General features: G+C 71.8%; 17 protein-coding genes. 14 read left to right on the top strand and 3 right to left on the bottom strand.

What is annotated here, in order from left to right; all coding sequences use genetic code 11:
- Nucleotides 1-47 precede the first annotated feature (47 nt).
- From Mam01_RS34110 to Mam01_RS34060, 11 genes are all read left to right on the top strand, one after another.
- Complete coding sequence (locus tag Mam01_RS34110) at nucleotides 48-1,805, top strand: TauD/TfdA family dioxygenase (protein WP_204289310.1); 1,758 nt, start codon at nucleotides 48-50, stop codon at nucleotides 1,803-1,805.
- A gap of 30 nt (nucleotides 1,806-1,835) precedes the next feature.
- Nucleotides 1,836-2,723: an alanyl-tRNA editing protein gene (locus tag Mam01_RS34105; RefSeq protein WP_204289301.1), complete on the top strand. Its 888-nt coding sequence runs from the start codon at nucleotides 1,836-1,838 to the stop codon at nucleotides 2,721-2,723.
- 22 nt (nucleotides 2,724-2,745) lie between these two features.
- A complete protein-coding gene (locus Mam01_RS34100) occupies nucleotides 2,746-3,993 on the top strand; it encodes an ATP-grasp domain-containing protein (RefSeq protein ID WP_204289296.1) in 1,248 nt (415 codons plus the stop codon).
- On the top strand, nucleotides 3,990-5,240 hold the full coding sequence (locus Mam01_RS34095; RefSeq protein ID WP_204289295.1) for a lysine N(6)-hydroxylase/L-ornithine N(5)-oxygenase family protein: 1,251 nt from the start codon (nucleotides 3,990-3,992) through the stop codon (nucleotides 5,238-5,240). The genes Mam01_RS34100 and Mam01_RS34095 overlap by 4 nt, the downstream gene beginning before the upstream one ends.
- Nucleotides 5,237-5,572 (top strand): cupin domain-containing protein, encoded by a 336-nt coding sequence (locus Mam01_RS34090; protein ID WP_150931120.1) that lies wholly within the window; start codon nucleotides 5,237-5,239, stop codon nucleotides 5,570-5,572. The genes Mam01_RS34095 and Mam01_RS34090 overlap by 4 nt, the downstream gene beginning before the upstream one ends.
- A complete protein-coding gene (locus tag Mam01_RS34085; RefSeq protein WP_204289294.1) occupies nucleotides 5,569-6,699 on the top strand; it encodes an NAD(P)/FAD-dependent oxidoreductase in 1,131 nt (376 codons plus the stop codon). The genes Mam01_RS34090 and Mam01_RS34085 overlap by 4 nt, the downstream gene beginning before the upstream one ends.
- The gene (locus Mam01_RS34080) at nucleotides 6,696-8,336 is read left to right on the top strand and encodes a class I tRNA ligase family protein (protein WP_204289291.1); all 1,641 of its coding nucleotides are present in this window, start codon (nucleotides 6,696-6,698) and stop codon (nucleotides 8,334-8,336) included. The genes Mam01_RS34085 and Mam01_RS34080 overlap by 4 nt, the downstream gene beginning before the upstream one ends.
- Nucleotides 8,337-8,406: 70 nt before the next feature.
- Nucleotides 8,407-9,624: an ATP-grasp domain-containing protein gene (locus Mam01_RS34075; protein ID WP_204289290.1), complete on the top strand. Its 1,218-nt coding sequence runs from the start codon at nucleotides 8,407-8,409 to the stop codon at nucleotides 9,622-9,624.
- The gene (locus Mam01_RS34070; RefSeq protein ID WP_204289289.1) at nucleotides 9,624-10,880 is read left to right on the top strand and encodes an MFS transporter; all 1,257 of its coding nucleotides are present in this window, start codon (nucleotides 9,624-9,626) and stop codon (nucleotides 10,878-10,880) included. Before Mam01_RS34075 ends, Mam01_RS34070 begins: the two co-directional genes overlap by 1 nt.
- A 203-nt stretch (nucleotides 10,881-11,083) precedes the next feature.
- On the top strand, nucleotides 11,084-11,545 hold the full coding sequence (locus tag Mam01_RS34065; protein WP_204289288.1) for a hypothetical protein: 462 nt from the start codon (nucleotides 11,084-11,086) through the stop codon (nucleotides 11,543-11,545).
- Nucleotides 11,546-11,672: 127 nt separating this feature from the next.
- Nucleotides 11,673-12,008 (top strand): SCO4225 family membrane protein, encoded by a 336-nt coding sequence (locus Mam01_RS34060; protein ID WP_204289287.1) that lies wholly within the window; start codon nucleotides 11,673-11,675, stop codon nucleotides 12,006-12,008.
- 26 nt (nucleotides 12,009-12,034) lie between these two features.
- Here the strand turns inward: Mam01_RS34060 and Mam01_RS34055 are convergent, their stop codons facing one another.
- Nucleotides 12,035-12,430 carry a cupin domain-containing protein gene (locus Mam01_RS34055; RefSeq protein ID WP_204289286.1) on the bottom strand — a complete coding sequence of 132 codons (396 nt, stop codon included), beginning with the start codon at nucleotides 12,428-12,430 and terminating at the stop codon, nucleotides 12,035-12,037.
- Between the two features lie 78 nt (nucleotides 12,431-12,508).
- Here Mam01_RS34055 and Mam01_RS34050 point away from each other — a divergent pair, with 78 nt between their 5' ends.
- Nucleotides 12,509-12,970 (top strand): hypothetical protein, encoded by a 462-nt coding sequence (locus tag Mam01_RS34050; RefSeq protein ID WP_204289285.1) that lies wholly within the window; start codon nucleotides 12,509-12,511, stop codon nucleotides 12,968-12,970.
- A gap of 14 nt (nucleotides 12,971-12,984) precedes the next feature.
- On the opposite strand, the gene Mam01_RS34045 is transcribed toward Mam01_RS34050, so the two are convergent.
- Nucleotides 12,985-13,485 carry an FBP domain-containing protein gene (locus Mam01_RS34045; protein WP_204289284.1) on the bottom strand — a complete coding sequence of 167 codons (501 nt, stop codon included), beginning with the start codon at nucleotides 13,483-13,485 and terminating at the stop codon, nucleotides 12,985-12,987.
- A 60-nt stretch (nucleotides 13,486-13,545) separates the two neighbouring features.
- Complete coding sequence (locus Mam01_RS34040) at nucleotides 13,546-14,172, bottom strand: class I SAM-dependent methyltransferase (RefSeq protein WP_204289283.1); 627 nt, start codon at nucleotides 14,170-14,172, stop codon at nucleotides 13,546-13,548.
- Between the two features lie 104 nt (nucleotides 14,173-14,276).
- Here Mam01_RS34040 and Mam01_RS34035 point away from each other — a divergent pair, with 104 nt between their 5' ends.
- Nucleotides 14,277-15,518, top strand: coding sequence for a CaiB/BaiF CoA transferase family protein (locus Mam01_RS34035; RefSeq protein ID WP_239101827.1), 1,242 nt, complete (start codon nucleotides 14,277-14,279; stop codon nucleotides 15,516-15,518).
- Nucleotides 15,519-15,559: 41 nt separating this feature from the next.
- A complete protein-coding gene (locus tag Mam01_RS34030) occupies nucleotides 15,560-16,180 on the top strand; it encodes a DJ-1/PfpI family protein (protein WP_204289281.1) in 621 nt (206 codons plus the stop codon).
- The last annotated feature ends 123 nt before the right edge of the window (nucleotides 16,181-16,303 follow it).

Raw genomic sequence — 16,303 nt, 5'->3', positions numbered from 1 at the left:
TGGACGCGAAAGTCTCACCTCGCGAAGTCTCACCTGGAGGATCCGACATGGTGATCGGTATCGATCTGGTGCACGCTGCGGTGTGGAGGTTCGACATTCAGCGGAAATCGGGAGCCGGCCGGGCCGCCGACTTCTCCGAGGTCAGTGTCGTCGCCGACCTCGGAGAATTGGCCGTCGACCTTCTGGGCGGAACGGTGGCCGCTCTCGAGAACGGTTTCGAAGGCGACGCGCTCAAGGGCCTGGACCTCGTGCTCATTCCCGCTCCGGGCGTCGACGGAGCGGTCTTCACTTCCGGGGAGTGCGAGGCCCTCGACCGGTACGTCCAGGAGGGTGGCGCGGTGCTGATCCTCGGGGACGGGGAGTGGCCGCGGCCGCCTCAGGGCCCCGCCCCGTTCGGGTTCGTCTCGGGCCATCTGGCGATCGGCGACCCCGCGGATCCGGCCCAGCCCCATGTGCGGCCCTACCAGTTCGCGGCCGGGGTCACCGGCACGCACCCCGCGCTGGAGGGCGTCTCCCGGGCGTACCTCTACCGGCCCAAGCCCGTCGGCGCCCGCCTCCCGCTGACCGGCCTGGTGGAGAAGGACGGGCAGATCTTCCTGGGGACGGCGCGGCACGGGTCGGGCAGGGTCGCCGCGGTGGGCAACGCCGAGATGTTCGCGCGTCCCTTCCTCGGCCGCGAGGACAACGCGCGGCTCCTGCTCAACCTGCTCTCCTGGCTGCTGGACGGCCGGCACCAGGGGTCGGCCGCCGACCGGGCGGCCGAGGTGACCGGCGCCTACCGGTTCTCCGGCCGGGACTTCTCCCCCACGGAGAACCTGAAGAACGAGCCCGGGCCGCACGTCGTCGACGCCGGTGTCTACGCCCACCTGTTCACCGGGCTCGCCGACGGGTTCCTGCCCGACTCGGAGACCGACGAGGAGGCGTTCCTCCGCGAGGCCGAACTGCGGTTCCACGAGATGCCGCGCGTCGTCAGGCAGGCGGTGAGCCGGTTCCGCCAGCACGGCACCGACTCGGGCGTCCTGCTGGTGAAGGGCCTGCCCGTGGACCCCGGGCTGCCCCCCACCCCCGCCGACCCGAAGGCGCGCGTCCGCTTCGCCAACCCGCTCAGCGAGCTGTGGCTGGCGGCCTTCGCGCAGGCGCTGGGCGAGCCCATCGGCTACCGGCAGGAGAAGAACGGCCTGCTGTTCCAGAACGTGGTGCCGACGCCCCACAACGCCGCGAAGCTCTCCTCCGAGAGCTCGGCCATCCTGCTCGACTACCACACCGAGACGGCGTTCCACCCCTTCATGCCCGACTACGTGCTGCTGCACTGCCTGCGGCCCGACCACGAGGGGGCGGCCAGGACGATCAGCGCCAGCCTGCGGATGGCCCTGCCCCGGTTGAGCCTCCGCGAGCGCGCGATCCTCAGCGAGCCCCTCTACCGGACCGGGATCGACTACTCGTTCGGCAGCTCCCACGGCACGAAGGGCAACGGGCCGCTGCTTCGCGTGCTCTACGGCGACCCCTTCGACCCCTATCTCACCGTCGACCCCGACCTCATGATGGGGATCGTGCCCGAGGCGGACGCCGCCCTGAAGCGGCTGCACGCGGTGCTCCACGAGGTCAGGCGGTGGGTGTGCCTCGACACGGGAGACCTGCTGATCGTCGACAACCGCAGGGCTGTCCACGGCCGCTCGGAGTTCACCCCCAGGTACGACGGCCGGGACCGTTGGCTCCAGCGCGTCTGCGTGGTCCGGGACCTCGTTCCTTCCGCCGGACACCGGAGAATGCGCGGCCGTATCATCGACACCGCGTTCGCCGTCTGATCCCTTTCGTGTAAGGACAAGGACCGCGCCATGGGCGAAACCACCTCGGCCCCCAGCACCGTCGCCCTGTTCCCGCAGGGCGTGAGCGCCTGTGAGGCCACCGTCGTCCTCGCGGAGGCGGCCGGCGACGACGGCCCGTTCGTGATCGCCACCGACCGGACGCCGTTCCACCCGCTCGACCACACCTGGCCCGACCAGCCGGGCGACCGGGGCACCCTGACGCTCGGGGGCCGGGAGCACGCCGTCGTCGACACCGTCACGATGGCGGCCGGGCCGGACGGCACGCTGTACCGGGCGGAGGCGATCCCCGCCCGCCGTACGGACCCGGGCTGGTCCTTCCTGGTCGGTCACGTCCTCGAGACGCCGCCGGACGGGGACCCGGCGGATCTCGCCGGCGAACAGGCGGGCCTGGCGGTGGACGTGGCGCGGCGGTCGAGCCTGAGCGCCGCGCACACCGCCTGCCACCTGATGTCCCTCGCCCTGAACACGGAGCTGCGCGACCTGTGGCGCAAGGTCCCGCGTACGGACTGTCTCGGCAGTCCCGACTTCGACCAGACGGCGATCACCCGGTCGAGCATCACCCCCTGGGAGAGCGTCGACCGTTACCGCCTCGGCAAGTCGCTCCGCAGGGCGGGCTTCGACGCCGAAGCCCTCTCCGGGCGGCTCGACGCGGTGCGCGAGGGCGTCACGGCCCGGCTGGCGGAGTGGATCGCCGGCGGCGGGCGGATCGCGATCGACACCGACGGGCCCTGGATCAACTCCCGCCGCTGGTGGAGCTGCGCGCTGCCCCCGGGTCACGCCCGGCTCCCCTGCGGCGGCACCCACCTGGGCAGTCTCGGCGAGCTGGCCTCGGTCGACGTGCGGATAGTGATCGGAGAGGGGGAGCTGGTAGTCAACACTACGGCCAAGCAGTCATGAACCCGGAAGTGGAGGTCAGTCCGTGTTCGATCCGGTCGGCTCGTCCGTCCTCGTCGTAGAACCGGTCTCCGGCGGCGCAGACGTCGCCCGGCTCGCGCACCACCTCGGCATGACAGTCGTGATCGCCTCGCAGGACGTGGGCGACTGCGAGATACCCCCCGACCTGAGAAAGCTCGCCTCCACGGTGCTCACCGTGGACACCAACGACGAGCGGACGTTGTTCGACGTGGTCGCCGAGCACCACGAGCGTGAACCGCTCGCCGCGGTGCTCCCGGGCTGCGACTTCTACGTGGCCACGACGGCCAGGCTCGCGGCGCGTCTGGGCCTGCCCGGCCTGCCCGTGGAGACCGTGGACGCCGTACGGAACAAGGCGCGCATGCGCGAGCGGGTCGCCGCCGCCGGGCTGCGCACGCCGCGCTTCGCCGAGGCGTCCTCGCCGGAGGAGCTGCGCACGGCGGCCGGGACCGTCGGCTTCCCGTGCGTCATGAAGCCGGTGGAGTCCTCCGGCAGCATCCACGTGAGCAGGGCCGACGACTGGGCGGGGCTCGCCGCCGCGTACGCCGCCCTGACCGGCGACCGGGAGCTCGACCTCGGCCGCCCGATGGGGCACACCGTCGTCGTCGAGCAGTACGTCGCGGGCGAGGAGGTCAGCGCAGACGGCTACGTCGAGGACGGCCGGGCCACCGTCGTCGCGATCACCAGGACGGTTCTCGGCGCCGAGCCGCGTTTCGTCGAGCTGGGGCACCTGACGCCGGCCGACCTCCCGGACGACGTGGCGAGCGAGGTCGTCGCGTACACGGAACAGGTGGTCCGGGCGCTGAACGTGACCGCCGGGCCGTTCCACTGCGAGGTGCGGCTGAGCGACGAGGGGCCGGTCCTGATGGAGCTCGGCGCCCGGCTGCCCGGCGACGGGATCCCCGAGCTGATCCGGCTCGCCACCGGGACCGACCTCGCCGCGGTCATGCTCGCGGCGGGGCTGGGCGTCGGCGCCGCGGAGCTGCCGGCGTTCGGCACGCCCGCCGCGCCGTACGCCGCCATACGTTTCCTCACGGCCGACGACCTCGACTCCTACAGCGGGATCCGCGGATGGGACGAACTGGACGGCCGGCCGGAGGTCATCGGCAGGCAGCTGGTCATCCCACCCGGCACACCCATCCCCCCGACCGGCGACTGCCGTTCGCGGCTCGCCAGCGTGCGCTACACCGCGGAGTCGTACGAGGCCGTCCAGGCGTTCTGGAAGAGCCTGGACGACCTGGCGGTGCTCCCGTGAGCGACGTCCTGGACTACGCGGCGGTGGGCGTCGGCCCGGCCAACCTGAGCCTGGCGGCCCTCGGCGCCGACGTCGAGAACCTGCGGAGCGTGCACTTCGAGGCGCGCCCCGGCTTCTCCTGGCATCCCGGCCTCCTGCTGCCCGAGGCGACTTTGCAGGTCTCGCCGCTCAAGGACCTGGTCACGCTGGTCGACCCGACCAGCCGTTACTCGTTCCTCGCCTTCCTCGCCAACGAGGGCAGGTTGTACCAGTTCCTCACCGCGAAGTTCCCGGCCGTCCTGCGCGCCGAGTTCGACCAGTATCTCCAGTGGGCCTCCCGGAGCATCCCGTCCATCGAGTTCGGCGCGGAGGTGCGCGGCGTCCGCGTCCGTGCCGGGCGTTCCTCTGACGGGCGTTCCTCTGACGGGCACTTCGTCCTCGACACGGGGCGCGGCGAGGTCACGGCGCGGAACGTGGTGCTCGGGACCGGCCAGACGCCGTTCGTCCCCGGCTTCCTGCGCCCCCACCTGGGCGCCGACGTGTTCCACGCCGAGGAGTTCCTGTCGCGGCCCCGGGAACTGCCCGGCCGGGCCGTCGCGGTGATCGGCGGCGGGCAGTCGGGGGCGGAGATCGTCCGCCACCTCATGCGTCTCGACGAGCCACCGCGCAGCATCACCTGGATCACCCGCAGGCCCGGGTTCCTGCCGATGGACGACTCCCCCTTCACCAACGAGTACTTCTTCCCGGCGTACGCGCGGGAGTTCCACGGGCTGCCGCAGGCCGACAAGCGGGAGCTGCTGGCCGAGCAGAAGTACGCGAGCGACGGGATCGACCTCGCGACGCTCCAGGACGTCTACCGCGAGCGCTACCGGCACGAGTGCCTGCTGGGCCGCAAGGACTGGCTTCGCCTGATGCCCCGGTCGGAGGTCACCGGCTGCGCCCGGCTCTCCGACGGCTGGGAGCTGGAGGTGAAGGGCCCGCACGCCCCGGTCGTCCGCTCCGACGTCGTGGTCCTCGCGACCGGGTACGAGTACCGCCTTCCGGACTGCATGGCCGAGCTCGCTCCCCACCTGGCCAGAACCTCCGACGGGCTCGTGGTCGGCGACGACTACGCACTGTCGCTGGACCTGCGGACCTCTGGCCGCGTCTTCCTGCAGAACGGCGCCCGGCACGCCTGGGGCATCGCCGATCCCAACCTCAGCCTGCTGGCGTGGCGCAGCGCGGTCATCCTCAACGCGATTCTCGGTTACCGGAGGTACAACACATGAGCCTCCCCCGGCTCGGCTTCGAGGCGCTGCCGCGCGAGTTCGAGGAGCTGGACGAATGGGCCGCGCTCCTCGGGCCGTTCGACGGCGACCGTCCCTTCTCGATGGCGCGCTTCACGGTGGCCCCCGGCGGCGCGACGCCGCCCGACAGCCACGCCGTGAAGGAGATCTGGCTGGTCCTCGACGGCACCGGAACGGTGCTCTACGAGGGCCGGCCGTACGAGGTCGGCAAGGGCGATCTGCTCGGTTTCGCGCCCTTCGCCGAACATGTCGCGATGGCGGACCGCGGCGTCCCGCTCTCCGTGCTGTCGATCTGGTGGGGCACGACCGGATGACCGGCGCCCTCCGGGAGTTCGACCTCGCGGTCGTCGGAGCCGGCATCGTCGGCGCGATGACCGGCCATCTCGCCCTGGAGCGGGAACCGGGCCTGCGCCTGCTCACCGTGGACCAGCTGGACCAACTGGACCAACTGGACCAGGGGAGCCCCAACGCGACGGGTCTGTCGGCGGGGCTCGACGTGCCGACGGGGCGGGACGAACGGCAGCGCGAGCTCGCGGCCCGGAGCACCGCCCTCTACCGGCGGCTCAGAGCCGGACGGCCCGGCCTGCCCGTCCGTCCCCTCGACACCTTCTGGCTGCTGGCGCGCGACAACGTCGGCCGTCTCCGGGAGACGATGGCCGGTCCCGTCCTGGAGGAGGCCGACCCGGACGCCCTCAGCGGCGTCTTTCCCGGGCTGCGCCCATCCGGCGACCAGGCTCTGCTCCGTTCCGGCGGCTCCTGGCGCGCCGACGTCGCCGGGCTGACCCGCGCGCTCCTCGACGAGCAGCGGGGCCGCTCCGGCTGCGCCGTCCGGGAGGACGAGGAGGTCACCTCCCTGCGGCCGTACGGGGACGGGTTTCTCCTGGCCGGCGAGGGCGGACGGGCACTCGCGTGGTGCCGTACGGCGGTCGTCGCCACCGGCCCGTGGGCGTTGCACGGACCGTTCGGCGAGCGGATGCGGGCGGCCGGGCTGCGGATCAAGAAGGTCGCCGCGTTCCATCTGGACCTCCGGCCCGCCGGCGACGCGCCCGCGCTGATCTTCGAGGACGACGACGCGTTCCTGCTGCCGCAGCCGGAGAGCGGCCGCTGGCTCTTCAGCTTCACCTCCCAGGAGTGGGACGGCTCTCCGGTCCTGGGGCCGCCCGCCCTGAGCGACGGGGATCACCGAGAGGCGGTGCGCGTGCTGCGCCGGTACGTCCCCTGGCTGGCCGGGGCGCTCTCCGGCGGGCGCGCCTTCTACGACGGCTACACCCCCGACCGGCTGCCGCTGGTCGAACCGGTGCCCGATCACCCCGGCGTCGTGGTCGCGGTCGGCGGCAACGGATCGGGCTTCCGCCTGGCGCCCGCGATCGCCGAACGCGCCCTCGCTCTTCTCAGCCCCGGTTACCTGGAACCCCAGTCACTTGGAAGTGGTCGCTCATGAGCACTCGCTCCACGGGCCTCATCCGCAGCGCGGGCTCCCGCCCCCCGCGCCACTACCTGCTGGTCCCGCCCGAGCCGACCCCCAACGGACGGCTCCACTTAGGCCACATCGCCGGCCCCTACCTGCGGTCGGACATGCTCAGCCGGTTCGCCCGGATGAGGGGGGACCTGCCCCTCACGATCACGGGGATCGACGTCTACGAGCCGTACATGACGCTCAAGTCGGCCGTCGACGGACGCCCCGAAGGCGAGATCGCCGCCGAATACCACGCGCTCATCGCCGAGGACCTGGCCGCGATGGACATCGGCCTCGACGCGTTCGTCAACCCGGCCGAGGAGCCGTGGCGTACGGCGTTCGAGGGCGAGGTGGCCGGCTGCCTCCGGCGGCTGCGGGAGCGGGGCGCCGTGACGACGCTGCGCGAGCGGGTGCCCTACAGCCCCTCCGCGGGGCGGTTCGCCGTGGGCCCCTGGCTCGCGGGCCGGTGCCCGGACTGCGACGCCGGCGCGGGAAGCTACTTCTGCGAGGCCTGCGGAGGACATTTCCGCCCGGAGAACCTGCGCGACCCCGAGGGCACCAACGGAGTGGGCCCGCTTGAGTGGCGGGAGATCACCTCGCTGTTCCTGCGGCCGGCCGACCCCCGCGACCTGGGGGCGCGGATGGCGGACATCGGGGTCCCCGCGCGCTACCAGGAGACGGTCAGGCGCTACCTCAGCCGCGAAGGGGGGATGGTGCGCGTCAGCGCCCCGGAACGCTGGGGGATCCCGCTGGACGAGGTGGACCCTGGCGTGCCGCGCACGCTCTTCCCGTACGCCGGGATCTTCATGTTCGCCCGGCTGACCGGCGCCGTCCACGGCTCGCTGAGCGGCACCGGCGTCAACGCGTTCGACCCCGGCTCGGACGTCGTCACGGTCACCAGTCTCGGCGTCGACAACGTCGTCCCCACGCTCGTCTGCATCGTCGGCACGTCGCTGCTCCACGGGGACATGAAGACGTACGACCGGACGCTGATCAACGAGTTCTACGGGCTCGAAGGGGAGAAGTTCTCCACCAGCAGGGGCCACGTGATCGGGGCCGCCGACATCGCCGGCACCCCGAACGTCGACGTCGACGCCGTACGGTACTTCCTCGCCGGGACCCGGCTGGAGGAGCGCCGGGAGAGCATGGAGCCGGAGTCGTTCGTCGAGGTGGTCAACCAGCGACTGGCCGGCGGCCTGACGCCCCTGCTGGAACGAGCCCGCCGTGGGCTCGCCGGGGTCTCCGTGCCGGAGGCGATCTCGGCTGCGCAGCTCACGCGGCTGGAGACGCTGCTGGACCGGCAGCGGTCGGCGCTGGACGGCCCGGTCGTCGCGACCTCCCGGGCGCTGGAGGCCTTCGACGCCTGGTGGCGGAGCGGCGCGGACCTCGACGAGAGCCCCTACTGGTGGCTCAAGGGGGTGAGCGTCCTCGGATTCCCGATCATGCCCCGGCTGAGCCGCCGCATCTGGGAGGATCTCGGCGGTGTGGGAGAGCCCCGGCTGGCGGACTTCCTGGCCCCGACGTCACCGCGCGAGGCCACGCGTCCGCTGGGATTCGGCACGATGAGCATCGGCGACCTCGTGCCGGTCCTGCCCGCCACCTCGCGGTACGCCCTGGCCTGACCCTCGCCACTGTTCTTTCCCACTGTCCTTTTGCCACTGTCCTTTGCCACTCCGACCGACGGAAACGACGATGCCGGACCGCCCGCACTACCTCGTCGTCAACCGCTACGACGACAGCGACGCCGAGTATTTCCGCTACTGCGCGGATCAGCCGTGCGACCTGTCGTACCTGACCCTGCCGATGCGGACGACGGCGCTGGGCCCGGTCGAGCCGGGCCGGGTCAGCTCCCTTCCCGACCTGCGGCTCGCGACGTTGGTGCCGGCCGCGCGGGACCTCGCCGAGCGGTACGGACGGTTCGACGGGGTCGTCGCGCTCTCCGAGTTCGACGTGCTGACGGCGGCGCTGCTGCGCGAGGAGTTCGGCGCCCCGGGCCCGGGCGCCGACCTGGTGCGGGCGTTCAAGGACAAGATCGTGATGAAGGAGCGGCTGGCGAAGCGGGGCCTGCCGGTGCCCCGGTTCATGGAGCTCGGCGCCTCCACCACGATCGCCGAGATCACCGCCGGGATCGGTTTCCCGCTCGTCCTCAAACCGCGGGCCGAGGCCGGTTCCGTCGGGGTGCGGATCATCCGCGACGAGGCGGAACTCGCCGCCGAGCTCGACGGTCTCGACGTCACGGCGTTCGAGTGCGAGGAGTTCGTCTCCACCGAGATCTACCACGCGGACGGCGTCCTCTCCGGGGGCCTGCCGCACTTCCTGAGCGTCTCCGGCTACGTCAACACGCCCCTGGACTTCCTGCGGGGCAGGCCGCTCGGCTCGGCGACGCTCGATCCGGGCCCGCTGCGGGACGAGCTTCGCGAGTTCGCCGTCGCGTGTCTCACGGCTCTCGGCCTGGAGACCGGCTGCTTCCACCTCGAAATCATCCGCCGGCCCGACGGCGGCCTGGTGTTCCTCGAAGCGGGGATGCGCGCCGGCGGCGCCGAGGTGCCCTACGTCCACCGGGAACTCCACGGCGTCGACCTGGTGACGGAGAGCTTCCGTACGGTCCTGGGCATGCCGCTGGAGTCGGCGGGCGCCCGCTTCGGCGACGCTCCGGCCGGGTGGGTGGTGATGCCCGAACCCGCCCTCCGCCCCGGCCGGGTGGTCCACCGTACGCCGATGACGGGCATCGTCCCCCAGGTGTACGCCGAGGTGCTGCCGGAGCCGGGGGACGTCTTCGACGGGACCGGCGGCTACTTCCACGTGCCCGGGCGCTTCAGGCTGACCGGGCCGGACGAGCGCGGCATTCGCGCCGCCGCCCGCAGGGTCATGCGGGAGTACGTCGTCGAGTTCGAGCCGACCGGCCTCTGATGGCCGCGGTCCACTGGCGCAACCTCGCGGAACTGGCCGGGTTCACGCAGTTCCGCAACCAGTTCCTCGCGAGCGCCCTCTCCTCGGTGGGCAGCGCCCTGACACCCGTCGCGCTGTCCTTCGGCGTGCTCGAGGCCACCGGCTCCGCGGCCGACCTCGGCCTGGTGCTGGCGGCGTACTCGGCGGCCCAGATCGTGTTCATGCTGGGCGGCGGCGTGTGGGCCGACCGCCTGCCGCGCAAGCGCCTGATGGTGCTGTCCGACGCCGTCAGCGCGGCCTCGCAGATCACGTTCGGCCTGCTCCTGCTGACGGGACATCCGCCGCTCTGGGCGATGATCGCGCTGCACGGCCTCGCCGGCGCGGCGAGCGCCCTCTTCATGCCCGCGTCGGTCGGGCTGGTCGCCGAGACCGTGCCGCCGCGCCTGCTTCAGGAGGCCAACGCCCTGCTGTCGCTCACCCGCAACATCTCGGTGAGCGTCGGGCCGATGATCGCGGGACTGGCGGTGGTCCTGGCCGGCGCCGGCTGGGTGCTCGTCGCCGACGGGCTGACCTTCCTGGGCAGCCTGCTGTTCCTCCGCCGGCTGGCGGTCCCCGCCCGGCCCGCGTCCGAGGGCGGCGGCTTCCTCCGTGACTTCCGCGGCGGGTGGCAGGAGGTCGCGAAGCGATCCTGGGTCTGGACGGGCATCGCCATGTTCATGATCTTCAACTTCGTCTACTCCTTCCTCTACGTGCTGGGGCCGGTGTCGCTGTCCGGCTCGGACAACGGCGGCCTGCTCTGGGGAGCGGTCACCGCGAGCCTCGGCATCGGCGACGTGCTGGGCAACGCCCTCGCCGTACGGTTCCGGCCGCGCCGCCTCCTGTTCACCGGGCGGCTCATGATGCTGCCGGCGGCTCCGCTGATCGTCGTGCTCGGAGTCGCGCCGGAACCGATCCCGCTCATCCTCTGCGGGCTCCTGGCCGGGATCGCGACCACCTTCCCCAACACCCTGTGGGAGACGGCGCTCCAGCAGCACATCCCCAACTCGTCGCTGTCACGGGTCTCGTCGTTCGACTACGCGGGATCCTTCATCCTGCGACCGGCCGGGCTCGCCGTCACGGCCCTCGCCGCCTCGGCCTTCAACGCCCAGGCGACGCTGACCGCGGGCGCCGCGCTCATCGTCCTCGCCGTGACCGCGAGCCTCCTCGACCGCGCCACCCGCACTCTGGTCCGCAACGACCACCAGGACCACCCGGCCCCCTCCACCGCACCAGGCTGACCGTACGACCGGGAGCCAGGCGGCGCACTCTACTCGTCGACCTTGATCCTTCTTTTGCTCGCCCGCACTGCGTTTCCACGACCAAGAGCCCGGAGGAAGGCCGGCCTCGTCAATCGGCCCCACCGGACGCACCACCAGGACGACGATCGTCACCGCGGTGAAGCGCCCGGGCTCGTCGACGGACGAACAGGCGGTGAAGCGGGTTGAGGATCGAGGACTACCGGGAGCTGTTCGCAGCGCTCCGGAAGCGGCCGCTTGTCTACCTGCCCCGGGCCGACTTCACCGGTGTCGTCGCGTTCGTCGAGGGTTGCGATCACGGCAATGCTCGCAGCCTGCTCACCGGCTTCCAGGAATGGCTGGTGACCCGTGCCGGGTGTGGGGACAACGTCGTCTGGTGGAACCTGGTCCTGCGTCTGACCGAGCCGGAAGGCCCGAAGAACCCGCGTGACCTGGACCCCGACACCGACGCCCGCGCAGTCGAGACGCTGCTTCGATGCCTTGACGACTTCCTGACGCTGCGCCAGGAGCAGGACGGGCTGCACCGGATCTACGCCGCTCATCAGGCGTGGCTCGACGTCCGCGCCCGCGAGGGCTGCCTCGCGTCCGGAGCGGCGGCGTGCCCGGCCGTGAACTGGCCGGGCCCGCGAGCCACATCGGCCGGATGATGGGTAGCCATGACCACGCGGCCGCCGTGCCGTGCGGGACGTGCCGCACGCGCCTGGCGGCGCACGCAGGGCCACTTGAGTATTCACGCTCAGGACAGGCCGCCCGCAGTCGGTCAAAGTGGGGACCATGCGACCTCTGCGAGCACTGACCCGCTACGTCTCCCGATACGAACGCGGAGGCTTCGCCGCGTCGATCGCCGGACCCTACGCGCTGATCGTCGTCGCCGCGACGGTCTACGTCGCGATCTCGACGCACAGGCCGGGCAGTCAAGGTCTGGAAGCGGTCGTTCTCTTCGCGGTGACCGCGCCGATATCGATGCTTCTCATGTTCCTGCCGCTCGCCTCGCTGCCGGACGACCCACCGGGTCCGCAGATCTTCCTGCTCATGTTCACCGCCGCCGGGCTCTTCCAGGCGTGGCTCCTCTGGCTGATCGCCCGCGGCCGCAGGAAGGACCAGGCCTGACAAGCGCGCGGCGGCGTGCGGGCGAATCAGGGCAGTTCGTGGCCTGTGGTGCTGTCCACGTTGGCCGGGACCTCTCCGTCGTGGCGATCCCCGGTCGTCAGGGTTCCCGACGGCTCGAACATCAGGATCGATCCTCCGGGCGACGACGGCTTGTGCTCGGTGCCCCTGGGGACGACGAACGTGTCGCCCTTGTGGAGCACCACCGTCGTCTCATCACCGGCGGCGTCGCGTATGGCGATGTCGAACCGGCCGTCGAGGACGAGAAAGAACTCGTCGGTGTCCTCGTGGACATGCCAGACGTGCTCCCCCAGGGTGTGGGCGATCCGCACGTCGTAGTCGTTCATCCGCGCCACGATGCGCGGACTGTAGACGTCATCGAACGACGCCAGCGCCTCGGTCAGGTTGACAGGCTTCGTGTTCATACCGCCGATTCTCTCCAATCCCGCCGGTTTCGGCGCTTCCATGGCGGTGAGCCCCGGTTCCTGGCACGCTGCCCGATCATGGGAGTCCTCTTCGATTACTTCAGGGCCGGCACGGACGACGAAGCTGTGGCCGTCCACGACTGGCCTGCCGGTCCCACCTGCCCGCCCGATGGCGTCGAGCCGAAGGACAGCGCCGAACTCAAGGGCATCGACCCGCACGTGATGATGGGAACCCTGGAGGCCCTGCTCACCGGACATCGATACGAGGACATCACCGACCGGCCCGGGCACGCCCGGGTGCTCAGGATCGGCGACGAGGGGGAACAGGCCGTCTTCGCCCTCGCCGACGAGTTCGCCGCGGCGCTCGCGGCGGCCGGCGACGAGGAGATCCGGGCCGTGGCGGAGCCCTGGTCGCGTACGGAGGAGTTCTGGGGCGACACGGACCCGGCCGAGGTCGCGGAGATCCTCGGCGACCTGCGCGACCTGGCGGTGCGCGCCGTCCGGCAGGAACAGCACCTCTACTGCTGGATGTCCCTCTGATCGCCCACCGGCGGTCAGCCGTTCGCGACCCGGTCGAGGAAGGAGTAGAGGTTGGCTCTCGTGCGGGCGACCTTCTCCTCAACGGTGAGCGACTCCTCGACGACCCCGGCCCCGGGAGCCTCCTTCTTGCCGCGCAGGTAGAGGGAGCAGTCGAGGTCGGTGCACAGGTACTGCCCGACGGTGTTCCCCTGACGGCCCGCCTCGCCGGTCCGGCGCGCGGTCATCAGCGCCACGCCGCCGCTGGTGTGGGTGGTCAGGCACAGTGAGCACATGCTGCGGGAGGTGAAGCTACGCGAGACGCCGGAGGTCACCCGGAGCGCGATCCCGACGAGGGAGCCGTCACGTTCCGCCACCACGTACGCCCGCTCCGGTGCGCCCGGGTCCCGCCAGCCGAGGAAGTCGAGGTCTTCCCACGGACGATCCGCGAGGTCCCTGGGCAGGTCGAGACGCTTGGCCTCGCCCTTGGAACAGTTGATGAACGACGTGCGCACTTCGTGCTCGGTGACCGGCCTCATGAGCGGCGAGGCTAGTCATTCCTAATGACACTAGGCAAATGATTAAAACCCATAGGCGTGTCAGGGCCGTACAGCCAGCACCCGGAAGCTGACGCCGCGCGCCGCCCGGGCGACCGACTCGATCTCGAACCCCGCCCGCTCCAGGTACGGCCGGGGGTCGCGGGTGAGATAGTCGGCTTCGAACCGGACGAACAGGGGTTCCACCAGCCGCATCCCGGCCCGGAGGATCGGGTTGCTGGAGGGCCCGTGCTCGGCCAGCACGAACCGCCCGCCCGGCCGGAGCACCCGGTAGGCCTCACGGGCCGCCGCGGCGGGGTCGGGAATCGTGCACATCGTGAACGTGGACAGCACGGTGTCGGCGACGCCGTCGGGCAGGTCGAGGCGCTGCGCGTCGCCCTGCCGCAGTTCCACCCGCGCGCCGAGGCCGTCCCGGGCCACCCGCCGCCGTGCCAGGTCCAGCATGCGCTCGGACAACTCGATCCCGACCACGGTGGTCCCGGCGTCGTAGAGCGGCAGGTTCAGCCCGGTGCCGACCGCGATCTCCACGACGTGGCCGCGCGCCTGCCCGACGGCCCATTCCCGGCTGCCGGGGAACAGGCGCCGCTCCCAGACCCGCATCTGGTCGTCGTACCGATCCGCGATCCGGTCGAACACCCGTCGTACGTCAGCGTCGGTGGTAACCCGCATAAAACGACCCTAACGCGTGAAACTTCGCGAATGACTTACACCAGGCTACGGTCGCAAGACGGCCAAGAAGCTACGCGTACATCCGATTTAGTATGTTTTGTGTCGTGACCCGTCCGCTCCACGGCGTGCTCGTCGCCGACTTCAGCCGCGTGCTGGCCGGCCCGTCCTGCACGATGACCCTGGCCGACCTGGGCGCGACCGTGGTCAAGGTCGAGCGCCCCGGCACCGGGGACGACACCCGTTCGTGGGGACCGCCGTGGTCGGCCACCTCCTCGACGACCACCTCCTCGACGGCCACCTCCTCGACGTACTTCGAGAGCGTGAACCGCACCAAGCGGAGCGTCACGCTGGACCTGGACGATCCGGCCGACCTGACGCTCGCCCGCGAGCTGGCCCGGCGCGCCGACGTGCTCGTGGAGAACTTCCGGCCGGGCGCGCTCGACCGGCGCGGGCTGGGCTACGCGCAGGTCGCGGCCGCGAACCCGGGGGTCGTCTACTGCACGATCAGCGGCTTCGGCGCGGGTACCGGCGCCGGCCTGCTGGGCTACGACTTCATCGTCCAGGCCGTGGGCGGGCTCATGTCGGTCACCGGCGCGGCCGACGGGGAGCCGACGAAGGCCGGGGTGGCCCTGGTCGACGTGCTGACCGGCAAGGACGCCGCCATCGGGATCCTGGCCGCGCTGGCCGCCCGGGCGAACACCGGGAAGGGATGCCACGTCGAGGTGAACCTGCTGTCCAGCCTGCTCGCCGCGCTGGTCAACCAGGCGCAGGGTTACCTGGAGACCGGCGCGCCGCCGGGGCGGATGGGCAACCGCCACCCCTCCATCGCGCCGTACGAGACCCTGCGCTGCCGAGACGGCCTGCTCGCCGTGGCCTGCGGCAACGACGGCCAGTTCGCCCGGCTCACCCGCGTGCTCGGCGATCCCGGGCTGGCCGCCGACGAACGCTTCGCGACGAACGCCTCCAGGGTGGCCAACCGCGAGGAGCTCGTCGCGGCACTGGAACGCCTCCTCGCCGCCGCGGACGCGGCCGAATGGCAGGAACGGCTGACCGCCGAACAGGTGCCCGCGGGCTGCGTCGCGGACATCGGCGAGGCGTTCGGCCTGGCCGAGCGCCTCGGCCTCGATCCGGCCGTACGCCCCCGGCCGGACCGCGCGCCGCAGGTGCGCCACCCGGTGAGCTACTCCGAGGACCTGGTCCGCCCGGCGGAGCCGCCGCCGGCGCTCGGCGAACACGACGCCGCCGTACGCGCCTGGCTCGCCTCGGCTGACGCGTCGCTCGAGGATCTCGACCCCACCTCGGCCTCCCCCTGCACTTCCACCGAGACAGGACAGGTATCGTCCTGACCTCCGCCCGTCCCGCTCGTCCGCCGCCGGAGGGTGTCCCCGTGCGCATCGTCATACCGCTCTTCGACCGGTTCACCCCGCTGGACGCCGTCGGCCCGTACGAGGTGCTCAGGTTCCTGCCGGACGCCGAGATCGTGTTCGCGGCCGCCACGCCCGGGCCGGTGCGCGACGTCCCGGCATGGCTGGCGCTCACCGCCGGCGCGGCGTTCGCCGAGGTCGGCTCCTGCGATGTCCTGGTCGTTCCCGGAGGCCCGGGAGCGCGCGGGCTGCTGGACGACGAGGAGCTTCTCGGCTGGATCCGCGGGATACACGAGACGAGCACCTGGACGACCTCGGTGTGCACCGGCTCGCCGTTGCTGGGAGCCGCCGGGCTGCTCGCCGGGCTCTCGGCGACGACCCACTGGGGCGCGGCGGACGTGCTGGAGTCGTTCGGCGCGGTCTACACGGCCGAGCGGGTGGTGTTCCAGGGGAAGATCGTCACCGCCGCGGGGGTCTCCTCCGGCATCGACATGGCGCTCGCGCTCGTCGCGCGCGTCGCCGGTCAGACCACGGCCGAGGCGATCCAGCTCGCCATCGAGTACGACCCGCAACCGCCGTACGACGCGGGATCGCCGGCCAAGGCGCCGCAGGCCGCCAAGGATCTCCTCGCCAGGGGACTGTGAGGCCGTGCGGCGTGCCTCCGGTGCGCGGGTGGAGGTCCCGCGCACCGGAGGCTCAGTGTCCACCGATCAGGGCTCCCCGATCAGGAGGTGCGGATCAGGGGCTGGTGCAGGTGGCGGTGGGAG

Origin of the sequence: Microbispora amethystogenes (assembly GCF_016863015.1) — a bacterium.
Taxonomy (GTDB): domain Bacteria; phylum Actinomycetota; class Actinomycetes; order Streptosporangiales; family Streptosporangiaceae; genus Microbispora; species Microbispora amethystogenes.
The sequence above is the reverse complement of the archived record's forward strand: the minus strand, read 5'-3'. Positions and strand labels throughout refer to the sequence as shown.